Source organism: Actinospineispora eucalypti (assembly GCF_039543365.1).
Classification (GTDB): Bacteria; Actinomycetota; Actinomycetes; order Mycobacteriales; family Pseudonocardiaceae; genus Pseudonocardia; species Pseudonocardia eucalypti.
Window position 1 is genome coordinate 225,092 of sequence record NZ_BAABJP010000019.1, and the last position, 16,339, is coordinate 241,430.

The 16,339-nt window shown below is 71.4% G+C and carries 8 protein-coding genes (1 of these 8 only partly in view); 5 read left to right on the forward strand and 3 right to left on the reverse strand.

Annotated elements, in window-relative coordinates; all coding sequences use genetic code 11:
• The 3 genes from ABEB12_RS20285 to ABEB12_RS20295 all read left to right on the forward strand — a co-directional run.
• A protein-coding gene (locus ABEB12_RS20285; RefSeq protein WP_345702983.1) for an MFS transporter crosses the window boundary here: on the forward strand, positions 1-8,865 show its end. The gene continues 95,745 nt to the left of window position 1, outside the view; the window shows 8,865 of its 104,610 coding nt (coding positions 95,746-104,610); its start codon lies off the left edge, out of view; it ends in the stop codon at positions 8,863-8,865.
• 73 nt (positions 8,866-8,938) lie between these two features.
• Entirely contained in the window at positions 8,939-9,631 is a 693-nt protein-coding gene (locus ABEB12_RS20290) for a hypothetical protein (protein ID WP_185063359.1), read from the forward strand.
• A complete protein-coding gene (locus ABEB12_RS20295) occupies positions 9,628-10,245 on the forward strand; it encodes a trypsin-like peptidase domain-containing protein (RefSeq protein WP_185063358.1) in 618 nt (205 codons plus the stop codon). The genes ABEB12_RS20290 and ABEB12_RS20295 overlap by 4 nt, the downstream gene beginning before the upstream one ends.
• A gap of 8 nt (positions 10,246-10,253) precedes the next feature.
• Here the strand turns inward: ABEB12_RS20295 and ABEB12_RS20300 are convergent, their stop codons facing one another.
• The 3 genes from ABEB12_RS20300 to sigJ form a co-directional block, all read right to left on the reverse strand.
• Positions 10,254-11,093: an NAD(P)H-binding protein gene (locus ABEB12_RS20300; RefSeq protein ID WP_185063357.1), complete on the reverse strand. Its 840-nt coding sequence runs from the start codon at positions 11,091-11,093 to the stop codon at positions 10,254-10,256.
• A complete protein-coding gene (locus ABEB12_RS20305; protein ID WP_185063356.1) occupies positions 11,090-12,238 on the reverse strand; it encodes an FAD-dependent oxidoreductase in 1,149 nt (382 codons plus the stop codon). Before ABEB12_RS20305 ends, ABEB12_RS20300 begins: the two co-directional genes overlap by 4 nt.
• Before the next feature lie 70 nt (positions 12,239-12,308).
• Positions 12,309-13,172: an RNA polymerase sigma factor SigJ gene (gene sigJ / locus ABEB12_RS20310; RefSeq protein ID WP_345702984.1), complete on the reverse strand. Its 864-nt coding sequence runs from the start codon at positions 13,170-13,172 to the stop codon at positions 12,309-12,311.
• 232 nt (positions 13,173-13,404) lie between these two features.
• Between sigJ and ABEB12_RS20315 the strand changes: the two genes are divergently transcribed.
• Complete coding sequence (locus tag ABEB12_RS20315) at positions 13,405-14,445, forward strand: cytochrome P450 (protein ID WP_185063355.1); 1,041 nt, start codon at positions 13,405-13,407, stop codon at positions 14,443-14,445.
• 4 nt (positions 14,446-14,449) lie between these two features.
• Positions 14,450-15,850 (forward strand): MFS transporter, encoded by a 1,401-nt coding sequence (locus tag ABEB12_RS20320; RefSeq protein ID WP_185063354.1) that lies wholly within the window; start codon positions 14,450-14,452, stop codon positions 15,848-15,850.
• Positions 15,851-16,339: the final 489 nt, after the last annotated feature.

Genomic DNA, 16,339 nt, shown 5'->3' on the forward strand with positions numbered 1-16,339 from the left:
GCGCGGGTCAAGTCACTGATCTGGTTGCTGCGCGCCGACCCGGGAGGCGGGCTGGCACCGCGTCCGGTGCCCGCTGCCGGGGAGAACTCGTCGCTGCACCTGCTGACCTTGTTTGGCAAGGAACGGCTGACTCCGGACCAGGCGGCGGCGGCCGTCCCCGGGTTCACGGCGAGGTTCACCCGTAACCGGGTGGACGCCTTTGCTCACCGGGGGTTGGGGTTGTTGGTTCTGCGTCAGCGCGACCGTTACGAGCTCTCCGAGCTGGGCAGGGCTGTCCTGGATGAGCTGGCCCGCCGCGCCGACGAGCCTGCCTGGGAGTACCAGCGGCTGCTGGACGACCTCGCCGACCTGTTGGGCAGGGCCATCAGCGTCGCCCGGGGCGAGGCCAGTTTTACCCGCTTCAAGCGTGCCCTGGATGACGTAGTCGATTACCGCGCCGAGCTGCGGGCCCTGCGACCGAGCACACCGCCCGACCCGCGCCTGCCCGTGACCCGCGATCCCGGCGGTGAAGTCGAGGCGGCGGAAGAGATCCACGCCTGGAACCGACTCGAGCTGGATGGCATGCCGGAGGCCGATCGCTCGGCCCTGCTCGCACTGACCGCCACCCACCGGGATGACCGGGAACGTGAACTGATCACCCGGCTTTACCTGGCGGCACGGGACCTGACGGAGCCGCGCGCCGGACCAACCGGGGTGATCGCGTTGCTGCGCACGGTGATCGACCGACCGGGAACGCTGATCGACAAGTTGCGCAACACCCAACTGGCGGGGTTGTCGGAGCGCGCCGCTCGGCGGGTGCTGTACGGCCTTGCACAGGCCGAGCTGCTACGCATCGAGCCCGGCGACGACGTCTACCCGAACAACGAACTGACGGCGCTGCTGGTGCGCACCAGAGTCATCCCCGAACCCCGGCGCAAGCAGGGCAGACCGGGGTGGATGCCGAAGCGGGCGGGTGCGCCGGAGAAGGCCATGGGGGCCACCTTGGGGGCGCTGGTCAAGGCCGGTGATCGGGGCCTGACCGAGGCGGAGGCGGAGGCGGTAAGTGGGTTGAGGCGCGGCGCCCTTCCGGCCCAGATCGAGGCGTATGCCGGCTGGGGGCTGGTCACCGTGGCCTCGGAAAGCCCGGGTGGCGACCTCCGCATCAAGGTGACGGCGGACGGCCGGGCGCTGTGGGCGGGGATTCACCAGCCCGCGCCACGCCCTCACCCGGCCTGGGACGAACTCGCGAAATGGTTCACCAGCACCCTGGTGCCGACATCGGCCAGATATGGCAGGGCACGCGTCAAGTCGCTGATCTGGTCACTGCGCGCCGACCCGGACAGCGGGTTGGCGCCGCGTCCGGAACCCGTCGCCGGGAAGAACTCGTCGCTGTACCTGCTGACCTTGTTTGGCGCGAAAGGGGGCATGACTCCGTATAGGGCGGCCGCGGCCGTCACCGGGCTTACCGCAAGGTTCACCCGAAAGCGTGTGAACGCTTTCGTTCACCGGGGGCTGGGACTATTGGTCCCGGGCGAGGGCGGCCGTCACGAACTCTCCGAGCTGGGCAAGACCGTTCTGGACGAGCTGGCCCGCCGCGCCGACGAGCCCGTCTGGGAGTACCAGCGGCTGCTGGACGACCTCGCTGACCTGCTGGGCACGGCCACCTACGTCGCCCGGGGCGAGTTCAGCTTTACCACCCTCAAGCATGCCCTGGACGACGTCGCCGACTACCGCGCCCAACTGCTGGACGCGCAACCGGGCAACGGGCCGTTGGCGATCCGGCTGGCCACCGGCGAGCAAGTCATGCCCGACCGGAACCGTCGGGCACTGATCGAGCGGGGCATCGACAAGCTGGGCAGTGAGCCGGCAAGCTCCGATGAGTACGCCTTGGTGCGGGCAGCCAGCGAGGGCTGGTCGGACGACATCGAAGTGCGTGTCGTGCACCGGCTCAACCGCTGGTTGACCAAGAACGGTGAGCCCGATCTCGGCGTGCTGATGTACTTCCGCAACGAGGGCGGCCGGCGGGTCATCTACCTGGACGAACTGGTGTTGCGCGGGCTGCGCTCCGTCGATCTCACCCAACGCACCCTGCTGGCCGACCGAGAGCTTGCCCGCGTACACGGCGTCGCTGAGGAGCGCCTGCTGAGGATGCCACTCCCACCGGCTCGGGTACTGATCAACCTGGTCACCGGTGAGCGGGCGGACCGGGCGCGGACCGGGCGCCGGGTCGCCGCGCTGGTCGGCCTGCCGGTGGCGATCATGTTGGGGACCGCCCTGCCCGCCGCCGCCGATGTGCCGGGTGGGGTGCCGACCATTACCGGCTGGCCGGTGGCCGCCGCGCTGGGGCTCATCGGCGCGGTGGTGCTCGGCGGCATCTTCACCGCGTGGGTCCGCAACCGCCACCTCCCTCCGCCGGACGCCACACGGCCGGACGCCGGCCTGTCGGCCGGTGACACCGGCATGTTCGCCCCGATGCGGCGACGGGATACGCGGGTCTTCTTCATCGGGCAATGGTTCTCCGGGGCCGGCACCGCAATGCAGATCCTGGCTCAGGACTGGCTGGTGCTCCGGCTGACCGATTTCAGCGCGACGGCGGTCGGCGTGGCCACGCTGCTGCAGCTCGGGCCGACCTTCCTGAGCATCTGGGGCGGTGCGCTGGCGGACCGGATGAGCCAGCGCGGCATCCTGTTCGTCGGCAACCTCGTGCTGGGCGGGATCTCGCTGGTCCTCGGGTTCGCGGACCTGTTCGGCGCGGCCGGCCTGTGGCTGGTGTTCCCGCTGGCCCTGCTCACCGGCGTAGCCTCGGCGATCGAGACGCCGACCCGCTTCGCGTTCACCCCAAGGCTGGTGGCGGCGAACCAGATCCGGACCATGATCGCCTGGACCGCCGCACTCGCCCAGCTTTCGTTCATGGTGGGCACGCCGTTGGCCGGTTGGCTGATCAGCGCCGTCGGCACCGGGCCGGTCTTCCTGCTGAACGCGGCGAGCTACGGCGTGGTGGTGTGGACGCTGCTGAAGATCCGCACCGGGCGCGGGGAGATCCACCCACCGCTCGGCGGGTTCTGGCAGGCGGTACGGATAACCACCCGGTCGATCGCCGAGGGCGGGCGCACCATGGCCCGGCTGCCCAGGGTGCGCGTGGTGGTCCCGTTGACCTTCGTGCTGGGCGCCGTGGCGCTGAACAGTGGGGTGACGCTGCCGCCACTTTCCAGCGGGGTGTTCCACAGCGACGCGGCCGGCTTCGGGCTGCTGTCCGGCGCGGTGGCGGCCGGCTCGTTCTTCGGCACGGTGGTCTCCGCCTGGCTCGCCGCACGCGGCGGTGGCTCCGCACCCTCGCGGCGGTCGATCGTCACGGTCGCCCTGTTGTTCGGACTGTCAGCGATGGTCAGCGGGTCGATGCCCTCCCTGGAGAGCACCGCACTGGCGCTGCTGCCCTTCGGGTTCTTCTCGATGCTGTTCCTCACCATGGCCAGCTCCGCCATGCAGCTGAGCGTCGAGGAGTGGCTGCGGGGACTGGCGGGCGGGCTCTACCAGTCGGTGTCCCGGCTCGGTCCGGCGCTCGGCGGGTTGCTGCTCGGCGGGCTCGCTTCTGTTGGCCCGAGGGTCCCGTTGCAGATGGGCGGGCTGATCATGATCGTGGTGGCGCTGGCCGTGTTCAGCCCGACCGTACGGGCGGCGCTGCGCCGCATCACGGTCACCGGGCTGGTCACGCTCGGGCTGTTCGTCACCGGTGGCTTGGTGGAGCCGCCGCCGTTCATCGTGCCCGGCTCGGTGAAAGTCGCCGGCATGCTGGTGCTGCTCGGTGGACTGACGGTGGTGTCGGTGGGTCACCTCGCGCGCCACGCGCTGACCACCCGCGCGGCGCGGCGGACCGCCGGGACCGGGGCACTGGCCGCGCTGCGTGTGGCGCACAGTCAGCTGGCGCGAGCCCGGTCGCTGGCCGGCCACTCGGCGCCGGAGTGGCGGTTGTTGTCCCGCGCCCACGCTGACCTGGCGCGGCTGCTGGCAATGGCCGGCCAGGTGGACAACGCGCTGCGGGCTTTCCGCGAGCTGACGGACTACTCCCTGCTCCGCCTGGCCGCGCCCGACGTGGCGGCCGCCTGGCTGGGCACCGGCCGCCCCGGAGAGGCGCTGCTGGGCGCCGGGACCACCGAAGCACAGCGGGTCGCGCTGACCGTCGGCTGGGCACGCTGGCTGCGCCGGCCTTACCTGCCCAACGGGGAGTGGGCGTACGCGATGGAGCTGGCGCTGCTCAATGGGGGTCATGTCGCCACTTTCGACTCGCGGAGCCGGACGGGCCCGACGCTTGCCGAGCCGCTGCCGGCGGAGTTCGACGCCGCGGCCAGCGACTCCCACGCCGCCCTGGCCCGAGCCGTCACCGCGCTGCACGAAGCGCACGAGCTGTTGCTCACGCTTCCCGGCATCGGCCGGTCGGTGGGTCTCTTGCGGCTGATCCGAGGCGGCACGCCGGTCGTGCCCCGCGGGGCGGGGGCAGTTTCGCGCCGGCGACCGGCCGAGGAGCGGGCGCGGGACGCGGCCTGGCTGACCATGGCACTCGCCCCGATCGACGCCCCGGTGCCGGCCGAGCTCGGACCGGAGTTCCTGCGAACCGCGCGGACGGCGCTGGACCGGTTGGCCGAGCTGCCCGCCGAGGACCGTCCGGCCTGGGCCGAGTCACTGATGATCGTGCTGGCCGAGGTACGCCTCGCCGACCCGGACCTCCAGGCCGAGCTCGCCCGCGCGGTGCTCGCCTCAGCAAAGCCGGGGAACCCGGGCATGCCGCGATCGCGCAGCCCGCCGGACGAGAAGACCAAGAACGCGTTCCGCGAGCTGCTCACCAAGAACGAGCGCAACCGCGACTACCGGCGGTACCTGTCGGGGCAGGTCGTGTCGTGGTTCGGCACCTCGATGCTGCGCACCGCGCTGGATCTGCTGGCGGTGGCCCTCGGCGGGACGAGCGCCCTCGGCTGGATGCTCGCGGCGCAGACGCTGCCCGGCGTGCTGCTTGCCGCCCACGCCGGGGTGCTCGCCGACCGGGTGCGGGACAAGCGACGCGTCATGGTGGCGACCGAGGCCGCGCTTGCCGTGATCGGGCTGTCCACGAGCCTGCTCCACGGAACCCACCTGATGTCGTTGCCCTTGCTGTTCGCGCTGGGCACGCTGTCCACCGCCGTGATCACCCTTGAGCAGCCGACCCGAGGCGTGCTTGTCGTGCAGCTGGTCGGCAAGGACCGGATAGAGGCGGCGGGCGCGTTGATGACGCTGCTGGTCAACACCCTGGGCGTGCTCGGGCCGGCGATGGCCAGCCTGCTCATCGCGTGGTCCGGCGTCGGCTTGGTTTTTGCGATCGACGCTGTCAGCTACCTGGCGGTCGTCCTCGGGCTGTTGACGATCAAGCCGGTGTTGTCCGGACGTACCGAGCAGGCCAACCGCGAGCGCGGGTTGCTCCGTGCCGGACTCCGCTACGCCCGGAAGAGGTCGCTGGTCGCGGACGTGCTCGGGCTAGTACTGACGCAGAGCGTGCTGGTCGGCACGCTGGCCGTGGTGCTGCCGACACTGGCCTTCGGGGCATTCGGCGGCCCGGCCGCCTACCCGGTGTTGGCCACCGCACTGGCGATAGGCACCCTCGCCACGGCCGTCAAGAACACCCTCCGCCCGAAGGTGTCCGGCATTCGGCGGGTGATCGGCACCGCGCTGGCGCTCGACGCGTTCGCCCTGCTCACCGGCGTAGCGCCGAACCTTGTGCTGGCCGCCGCCGCGACGGCCGCCAGCGGCGCGGCGCTGCTCGCCTACGTCAACGCCGTCTACAACTACTTCCTCTCGATCGTCCCGGAAGAGATGCAGGGCCGGCAGCTGGGCCTGTACCTCCTGCTGTGGAACCTGGGCGCGCTGGTCAACGGGCCGTTGCTGGGTTTGCTCGGCGGGATGGATCCACGAGCGGCGAGCATCGTCGGCGGCGGGCTGGCGCTGACGCTGACCCTGGCCGCGGCCCCGGGACTGCGGCGCGCGGCGGCCGAGCACAACCCGAGCGAGACCGAGCCTGAGAGTGCCCCCGCCCGGGTGTGGACCCGGGTGCTGACGCGCCCGAGCGCCGTCACGCTGATCGTGCTTGCCCTCGCACTGTTCGGCGTCGAGGCCGCCGGGTTGGGGCTGGTCGGCTTGCTCATCGCCCGCGCCGGCCTGACGGCGTGGTCGCGGATCGGACGGGAAAACGCGTTCCGCGAACTGCTCGCCAAGAACGAGCGCAACCGTGGCTTCCGGCGGTACTTCTCCGGGCAGGCCGTGTCGTGGCTGGGCACCTCAATGCTGCGTACCGCGCTGGACGTGCTGGTGCTGATGCTCTCCCACAACGATCCGGTCGCCTTCGGCTTCATGCTCGCCGCACAGACGCTGCCCGGGGTGCTGCTGTCCGCCCCGGCCGGGGTGCTCGCCGACCGGGTGCGGGACAAGCGGCTTGTCCTGGTGGTGACCGTCGGAGTGGTGGGCGTGGTCGTGCTGGCCGTCGGCCTGCTCGAACGGACCGCACTGATCTCGCTGCCGCTGCTGTACGCGCTCGGTGCGCTGTCCAGCGCGGCGAACGCGCTGCAACCCCCGGCGCGTGGCGTGCTCACCCGGTACCTGGTCGGCCGGGATCGGCAGCCAGCGGCGAACGCGCTGATGTCGTTGATGACCAACACCCTGGGCGTGCTCGGCCCCGCGATGGCGAGCCTGATCATCACGAGTTTCGGCGTCGGCTGGGTGTTCGTGATCGACGGGCTCGCCTACATCGGCGCGATCCTCGGCCTGCTGGCGATCAAGCCGGTGTGGTCCGCGCTCTCCGAGCGGGCCGATGGCGAACGCGAGACACTGCGCGCCGGGTTCCGCTACGCACGGGGGAAACCACTGGTGGCGGCCGTGCTCGGCCTGGTACTCGTCCAGGGCGTCCTGGTCGGCACGCTGGCCGTGGCGCTGCCCACGCTCGCCTTCGGTGTGTTCGGCGGCCAGTACGCCTATCCGGTGCTGGCCACCGCGATGGCGACAGGCACCCTCGCCATCGCGATCTGGAACACCCGGCACACCAGACCGCCCGGGATCCGGCGGGTGGTCGGCACGGCGCTGGCGCTCGACGCGTTCGTCCTGCTCACCGGGCTGGCGCCGGAGCTGTGGCTGGCCGCCGTCGGGATGGCCGCGAGCGGCGTGGCGTTGATCGGCTACATCCAGGCGGTCAACAGCTACCTCCAGTTGATCGTTTCGGACAAAATGCTGGGCCGGCTGCTCGGCCTGTACTTCCTGCTGGTGAACCTGGGCGCGCTGGTCAACGGGCCGTTGCTGGGCTGGCTCGCCGGGATTCATCCGCGGGCGGCGGGCGTCGGCGGCGGCGGGCTGGCGCTGGCCCTGACCCTGGCCGCGGCGCCCGGACTGCTGCGCGCGGCGGCCACGCACGACCCCGGCGAGACCGCACCCCAAGCTGCCACGGACCGGGTGCGGACCCGGATGCGGTGGTTGCGCGGTGGTGGGGTCACCGTGTCCGCCGCCACCGGGCGGTCGGTGCGCACATTGGGCGGGCGAAGGCGGATTTCGGCCGCGATCGCGCGGCGACTGGGCGAAGCCGAGCGATTGCCTCCGGATCACGCGCTGTACCGGCGGGCCGACCCGCTGCGCCGGTGGCGGGCGCACGACGTGCGGTACTACCTGATGCCGGACCTGCGCGAGTTCCCGGCGCGGTACGCCGGCGCCGCCGACGCCCGGGTCGTGCTGTACGTGGCGCCGGATGCCGACGGGGTGTGGTCGGTGTTCGTCGACCCGGTGGTCGCCGCCGAACTGGTCACCCTGACCGTGGCCGAGCGCGATCTGCTGGCCGAGGGTGCGCTGGCCCGGGTCCTGCGTCCGAGACTGCGCGGCTCGAGAATGCCGGGCGCCGCCGTGCTGGCCCGGCTGGTCAACGCGCGCCCGCTCGGGTCGCGGGGGCTGGGCCTGCCTCTGGTCCGGCTGGGCCGGCGGGACGGTGTGCGCACCGTCGGGGGCCACGTCCTGAGCGATGGCCAGCGCAGGGTGGTGCGGTCCGAGTCCGAGTCCGGGCGGCCAGAGGTGCTTCGCCGGTGGCCCAAGGCGCGAAGGATGGTCGACGCCGTGGCGGCCTCCCGGCTGCCCGAATCGGTCGTCGGCCCGGCGCCCCGCGCCGAACTGGCCATCGGCACGCACTCGGTTTCGCACCGGGACGGCACGACCTGGCTCGGCGCAGGTGAGCTGGCCGATGTCGCTCCTTGGGTGGCCGGCCGGCCGCTGAATCCCAAGGACTACCGCGATCCGGCGATTCAGCGCCGGATGAGTGCGCAGCTCACCGGGCTGATGCTGCGCGCCGGCGACGACGTGCTGTGGCCGCCCAACCTGCTGCTGGGCTCAGACGGGTGGGTGCTCGCAATCGATCTGGAGGAGTCCGTGCTGGCCGGTGGCGACCTGGTGACGGAGCTGGACTTGGCGCTGGACGACTATCCGTCGCTGTTTGCCGGTTTGTCCGAGGCGGGGCTGCGCGGGCAGCTCACCCGGCTCGCCGAGCGGCGGGTCGAGCTGCTCGCCGAACTGCCCAACCAACGGCTGCGAGACCAACTCGCCAACCAGCTGGACTGGGTCGACCTCACCCTCGCGGCCGGACCGTTCGAGTCGATCCGCGCGCTGCTGGACGCCGTGCCGCCCCAGTTGGTCCACACTCCGCGCGACGTCGAGTGGGCCCGGCGCTGGGGGCTCGTCCCGGCGACCGCCCGGCTGATCACCCCTCTGGAGCTGGCTCAGCTGGCCCGCTCCGGCGCCGAGATCGCGGTGCACGACTTCGTCCCGGACCACGAACTGCCCGTCACACAGCGGTCGGGCACCGGCCGCTGGCTGGTCACCACCGGGGGTGGCCGATGACCGCGCGCGGCCCGCCTCTCGGGTCCTTCCCAGCCCCGAATCCCTCACCAGCATCCAGAAAAGGAACCGTCGAATGTTCTCCTTCACCACTACCCCGACCCGGCAGGTGCACCTGCACCCGGCATTGACCTACCTGCGCCTGGCCGACCTGGTGTGCCAGACGCTCGCCGACCACCGGGTGGACTGCGCGCCGCTGAGCTGGTTGTCCCACACGCTGGGGGAGCCCACGGCCGACCTGCGCACCACGATGGACTACGCGCTGCACCTGGGCATCTGCACGGACGGCACCGACGAGGTGGTGTACTGCCTGCCACGCCAGCCCATCGCCGCCGGGTTCATCCCGGCACACAGCGTTGGCCACATGCAGCTGCGCCTGCCTGGGCAGCGGCTGCGCCCGGCGCTGCTGATCACCGGGCACCGGGTCGGCCCGGTCCCGGAAAGCGAACGCGGCACGACGCTCGGCACCGGCGAGCTCGCCTACACCGTGGCCCGGCTGACCTCGATGGCGGCGAGCTGGCTGCCGGACAGCCCCGACCCGACCAGGTACCTGTTCGAGCTGATCGCCGAGGCCTGGTGGCACGCATCCGGCACCCGCCACCTCGGCGGTCTGGGTATTCACCGGGTCAACTTCGAGCAGCCGATCGCGTCCGGCCCGGAGGTGCCCGGCGAAACCACCAACCGGCTGGAACTGGTCACCGACCGACACCTGACCGGACACGAGTTGCTCAACCTCTATCCGATACCAGCTCGGGGGGTAACCCGATGAACCCGTCCTCACGCCGGCTGCGCCGAAGCGTCCTACCCGTCCGCGACTCGCGGGACACCGTCGGCACCGCAACGGTGATCGCGCCCGGATTCGCGCTGACCGCCCTGCACGTCATCATCATGGGCAACCCACGCGCCCTGACCGTGGGCTACCACCCCCGCCTGCCCGTCAGCGGCGTACGCACCCTTGCGCTGACCGAATACACGGGCGTACACGAACACGCCCGCCGTTCCCAACAACGCGCCCAACGCATGGTCTGGAACGACACCGACCACGCCCTCGCCACCGTGGACCTCGCCCTCCTAGAACTGCGCGGCCTGCACAACCCGCCCCTGCGCCCCCGCCCCACCCCCGTACACACCGGCGAGCACCTCGTCGTCGCCGGCTACCCGGGCGGCCACTGGAGCATCAACAAAGGCCCGGTCACCGGCACCGACGACGCCGACTTCGCCCTGCGGATGTTGCTCGGCCCCGGCGCCAGCGGCGCACCCGCCATCGACCACAGCAACCAGCTGGCCGGCATCGTCACCCTCGACCACGAACTTGCCACCATCTGCATCGGCCCCCGCCTGCTCGCCACCTTCCTGCACCAGTTACACGCGGTTCCCAGCTGAGTCGGCGCTCAGCGGAAGGCCTCGCGGTGATCGCGTGCCCACTGTTGGAAGGTGCGGGGTAGTTCCCCGGTGAGGTCGGCGACGGTCGAAGTGACCAGCGTCGAGGCGGAGCGGGTTTCGGCGGCCGACAACAGGGCGTCCACCAGGGCGGGTGGGCGGCCGTCGGCCAGCATCCGCCTTCGCGCCGCCGGAACGGGGACTTCCTCGAAGCGAAGCTCGCGGCCGACGGCCGCCCCGATCGCCCGGACCTGTTCGGGGCGGCTGATCACTTCGGGTCCGGTCAACAGGTGGGTCGCGTCGACGTGCGAGTCGTCGGTGAGCGCTCGGGCGGCTACGGCCGCGATGTCGCGTGGGTCGATGACCGCCGTCGGTGCGGTGAGCGGGCCGCGCACCACCCCGCTGGTGCGGACCTGCTCGGCCCAGGCCAGGGTGTTGCTGGCGATGGTGTCCGAGCGCAGCACCGTACGCGGTAGCCCGGACTCCTCGATCAGCCGTTCCATGTCGGCGTGCAGCTTGAAGATCGGGTCGACCCGCTCCTCGGGTCCGCCCGCGCCGACCGACGACAGGTAGACCAGGCGCCCGCCGTGCCGACCGATCGCCTCCAGCGCGGCGGACGCGCCATCGGTAGTGAGGAACGGCCAGACCAGGAAGACCGCCTGGACCTCGGTCAGTGACGCGGCCAGTGCATCCGGGTCCTCCAGGCTTCCGGTCGCGACCTCGACCCCGTCCGGCCGAAATGCGGTCGACCCCGGACGCACCAGGGCGGGGACGTCGGCCACACCCATGGCGCGGAGCTGGGCGAGCACGTGCCTTCCGACATTTCCGGTCGCCCCGGTCACCAGGATCATGCCGCGACCCCCTCCTCGGCGCGGGGGAAGAAGGGCAGCTCGATGTAGACGCGGTCGGCGGCGGCGAGGATCTTCGCGGCGTCGTCCACCGGCGGGTGGATCGCTTGGTTGATCTTCTTTTTGACGACCGCGCCCTCGGCGCCGGAAGCCATGACCCGGCGGTCCCAACCCCGGGTGAAGATCGCGCCGGCGCCGCCCAGGTCCAGGCAGGTGACGTACGGCCCAGCGGTGAACTCGCGCAACGGCAGGCCCAGCAGGTCGGCCGCCGCGTTGTACCCGGCGACCTTGCCCAGCGGGCTGGCGTGCTGGCAGGACTGCATGACGGTGTGCTCGGCATCGTAGGCCGCCGCGGCGGTGTCCCCGGCGACGAACACCTCGGGAAGCGCACGCAGCCGCCGGTCCACCGGCACCCGGCCGAGGTGGTCGAGCCGGTCGGAGACCTGCCGGGTCAGCTCGCTGGCCCGCATCCCCACGGACCAGACCACCGCGTCCGCGTCGACCCTGGTGCCGTCGGAGAGCACGGCGTATCCGTCGCCGACCTCGATCACCGTGGTGCCGAGGCGGCGTTCGATGCCCAGCTCGTCCAGCGCCGCCTCGATCTCATCCCGAGGCCCGGGGCCGAGCTGGTGCCCGACCACGTCAGACCGGTCCACCAGCAGCACCCGGCCCCGGGCGGCCAGCGCGGTCGCGGCCTCCAGGCCGACGAACCCGGCGCCGACGACCACCGCGGAATAGCCCTCCCGGTCGCGCAGGTGATCGGTGAGCCGCCGGGCGCCATCGAGGGTGTCGATGTCGAAGAGCCGCGCGGCGCCGGGCAGGCCTTGCGGCCGCACGAGCTTGCTGCCCGCCGCCAGCACCAGGCGGTCGTAGCCGATCTCCGCGCCGTCGGCCACCACCACCCGGCAGCCGGTATCGATCGTGCTCACCGTGGCCCGCAGGTGCTCGACGCCGATCGGCCCGAGGATCCTGCTCAGCTCCACCTTCGCCAGGTCCGGCTCCGGTTCGTACAGGCGCGGCCGAAGCACCAGGTGCTCGTTGGGCGCGATCAGCGTGATGCGCAGGTCCGCGTCGCCTCGGGCCAACGCCGCTCCGGCCGCGCTCCACACGCCCGCGAAACCGCCTCCGACGACCACAACGTGTGCCATCGTTTCGTCCTCTCCACCAGCCGCACCCACCGGAATCGGCGGGTTGGGGCAGGGAGACAAGATGGCGGCCTCAGATGTGACCGAGCTTCTCCGGATTGACCAGCCGCCGGAACGCGGTGATCCGCCCCTCGGCGATCTCCACGGTGTCCAGCCACACCAGCTCGCCGCCGACGTAGGTCGCCAGGGCCGGGTAGCCATTCACCTCGATGACCCGGGACGCGTCGGGGCGTCTGATCTCGATCTGTCTGATCGCCAACAGGGCGATTGCCTCGGAGCCGAGGACCGGCCTGCGCGCCGCGGTCACCCTTCCGCCGCCGTCGGCGACGTAGACGGCCTCGGGGTGCAGCAGCTCGATGAGGCCGGCCAGGTTCCCCGCGCCGGCGGCCGCCTTGAACGCTTTGAGCAGGCGTTCGGTGTCGGCCTTCGATGCCCTGGGCCGTTCCTCGACAGCGGCTACCCGTGCCCGGGCGCGGGAGGCCAGTTTGCGGCTGGCGGCGGGCGTGCCGCCGAGCACCTCGGCGATCTGGCCGAACGGGAAGTCGAAGACGTCGTGCAGTACCAGCGCGACACGTTCGGCGGGGGTCAGCGTCTCCATGACCAGCAGCATCGCGGTGCTCACCCACTCGTCCATGAGCACCTCGGCCGCCGCGTCGGGGCCGGTCAGCAGCGGTTCGGGCAGCCACGGCCCGACATAGGACTCGCGCCGCACACGCGCCGAGTTCAGCAGGTTGTAGGACGTCCGGGCGGCCACGGTGACCAGCCATGCGCGCGGATCCCGTACCTCGGACAGGTCGGCGGAGGCGGCGCGCAACCAGACCTCCTGCGTCACGTCCTCGGCCTCGGTCACGGTGCCCAGGATCCGGTAGGCAGCCCCGAAGACCGCCGGGCGATGCAATTCCCAGTCGGCTTCCGTCAACGGGCCGGTCAGTTCCACGCTGCCGATCCTAGGAGCCGCTGAATATTGTCGCCAGGATGACTGGCGAAACCGCCGATTCGATTTGTGGTGGAGATCACTAAACTCGGCGGCCATACAAATTGTGCCACGAAAGGCAATCGCGGGCATGCTGATTTCCCTACCCGCTCGGCCGCCGCAATTCTTTGATCCGACGACCGAGCCGGCATTCGACACCACTTTTGACTCCTGGCTCGTATACAGCTTCCGGGACGTGCACCAGCTGCTCAGTGATCGGGAGCGGTTCAGCTGTGAGTTCGGCAATTCGGTCGAGGATCCGGAGCACATCCATCCGACCCTGGCCGCCATGTGGGCCACCGACGGTAATCGGCACCGCGACCTGCGCGCCGCGGTGCCGAACCCGTTCAGACCGAGGACGCTGCACGGACTGGAGGCCGTGGTCAGAACGATCGTGCGGGACACCCTGGACGCGGCCCTGCCCAACCGGACCGGGTCCGTCGAGGCCGTCGAGGCGATCGCCAACCCGATCGCCACCCGGACCATCTGCCACGTCCTCCGGATGGATCCGAGCACGGTCACCACGGTGCGTAGCTGGCTCAACCGCACCTACGAGGTGGCCAGGACCACGCACACCCTGCCGGCCCAACCCGACGTGGTCGAGTTCTTCCGCACGCTGATCCGGGACCGCTGGGACATCCTCGGCAATAGCCTGATCGACGACCTCATCGCGGCCAGCAAGGGCGGGCACACGGTCGACGGGTGCCCGATGAGCGAATGGGACCTGATCGCCTACTGCACCATGCTGCTGTGGGCGGGCGTCGAGACCACGTCGACGGGAATTGCGAACGCATTGCTCTTCCTTACTCATTTCGGCTGTTTCGACCAGCTTCGTGCCGCTCCCGGCCTGGTTCACGGCGCTGTCGAAGAGACGCTGCGCTGGTATCCACCCTTTCCCGGAGTACGCCGGTGGGCTCGGCACGACACCGAGATCGCCGGCCACCGGATCGGCAAGGGGGAATGGATTACCGGCTGGTTGAGCGCGGCAAACCGCGATCCCCGAAAGTTCACCAACCCCAACACCTTCGACATTCGCCGGGGCAGCGCGCACCTGACCTTCGGCGAGGGCGCGCACTACTGCCTGGGTTCGCCGCTGGCCCGACTCGAGATGCGCGTGCTGCTGGAAGAACTGCTGCACCGGGACGTGCACCTGGAGACCGACCCCGAACGGCTTCCGCAACGGCGCATCTGGCTCGCCGATGTCCTCGAGCAGACCTACTTCAACTACCGGGCCTGACTCCGTGTTATCCGTGGTTGGCCCGGCCGCGCCGGCCCGATGGTTGGCCCTCGGCCCGTCCGTCGCGAGCCTGCTGTTGGTGGCGGCGAACCTGCGGGCCAGCCTGACCGGGGTGGGCCCGTTGCTGGACGAGGTGGCTGGCGACCTACACATGAGTTCGGTCTCGGCCGGGCTGCTGACGGCGGTGCCGCTGGTGGCGTTCGCGGCCGTCTCCCCGGCCGTTCCGGCGCTGGCCCGGCGGATCGGCATGGAACGGGCATTGCTCGCCGCGCTGCTCGGCCTGGTGGTCGGCGTCGCGGTCCGTTCCACGCCATCGCTGATCGCGCTGTTCGCCGGCACCGCCGTGCTCGGCGTGGCCATCGCGATCGGCAACGTGCTGCTTCCGGCCTTGATCAAGCGTGACTTCGCCGGCTCGATAGGCGCCCTGACCGGTGGTTGTGTGACCGTGATGGCGCTGTCCGGCGCGCTGGCCGCCGGCGTGGCGGTGCCGTTGAGCCAGGCCACGGCGGCCGGCTGGCGCACGGCGCTCGGCTATTGGCTGCTGCCGGCGCTGCTCGCCGCGTTCGTGTGGCTGCCGAGGGCGTTGGACCCGGCACCGGCGACGCCCACCCGGTCGGCCCGCCCGGTGCCGATACCGTGGCGAGCCGGGCTGGCCTGGGCGGTGACCCTGTTCATGGGCCTCCAGTCACTCGGCTACTACGTGCTCATCGCCTGGCTGCCCACGGTGCTGCACGGCAACGGGTTCACCGCCGAGGCGGCGGGTTGGTACCTGTTCGGCCAGCAGGCGCTCGCGGTGCTCACCAGCCTGGCCATCCCGCTGGCGATCCGCCGGCTGCCCGACCAGCGCCTGCTCGCCGCCGGGTGTTCGCTGGGCTCGCTGCTGGGCTTTCTGAGCCTGCTGGCGCTACCGCACCACCCGCTCGTCCCGGTGGTGCTGCTGGGTGTGGGGAGCGGCGCCAGCATCGTGCTCGCGCTTTCGTTCATGGGGCTGCGCACTCCCGACGCGCCGTCCACCGCCGCACTGTCCGGCATGGCGCAGGCGATCGGCTACCTGCTCGCCGCCACCGGGCCGGCGCTGTTCGGCCTGTTGCGCTCGGTCACCGGCGGCACCACCGCCCCCATCCTGCTGGTCTGCCTAACCGCCCTGGCGCAAGCGGTCGCCGGCTTCCTCGCCGGCCGGGGTTCGCTCCCCGGCGCCGACCACGAGCACCGCCCCCAGCAGGACGACGGCGAGCAGCGCGCCGGCCGCGGTGAGCGTGAGCCCGTCCGGGCGGAGCAGCGGCTGGCCGCGCAGCGCCTGCCACAGCGCCAGCAAGGTGACGCCGGCGTAGCCGGCCGAGGCGATCAGGACCAGCCGGGTGCGGACGGCCTCGCCGCTCAGCAGCCGCGCCCGCCCGGCCAGTAGCGCCAGCAGGATGGCCAGCAGCGGCAGCGCCTGGAGCGCGTGCAGCCCGACGAAGTGCGCGATCCGCAGGTCGCCGGCCGTGGTGCTCCACCCGGTGACCGGCATGATCGGCCCGCCGTCGAGGGCGCCGACGCTGTGCCCGCCGATGAACCCGGCGAAGCTCCCGTCCCGCATCGACGCACCTTGCGCCAGCGTCGGCCGGGTCATCAGGAATGCGATGCCGGCGCCGAACAGCGAGATCACCGTGCCGGCGCGGACCGCCAAGGTGAGCGGGCGGTCGCCCACCCGCCGGTACATCAGGTAGCCGGCGACCACCAGGTTGGCGAACCAGAGCACGGTGATCGCCGTCGCCATGGTGGCCCACATGGCGGCGTCCAGCGGCGTGACGACGTTGAAGTGGCTCTGCCGCCCCCGGAGGACCTGGGCGACGATGACCACGTACTCGATCACCAGGGTGATCGCGATGACCGTGGCGGACCACCTGGCCAG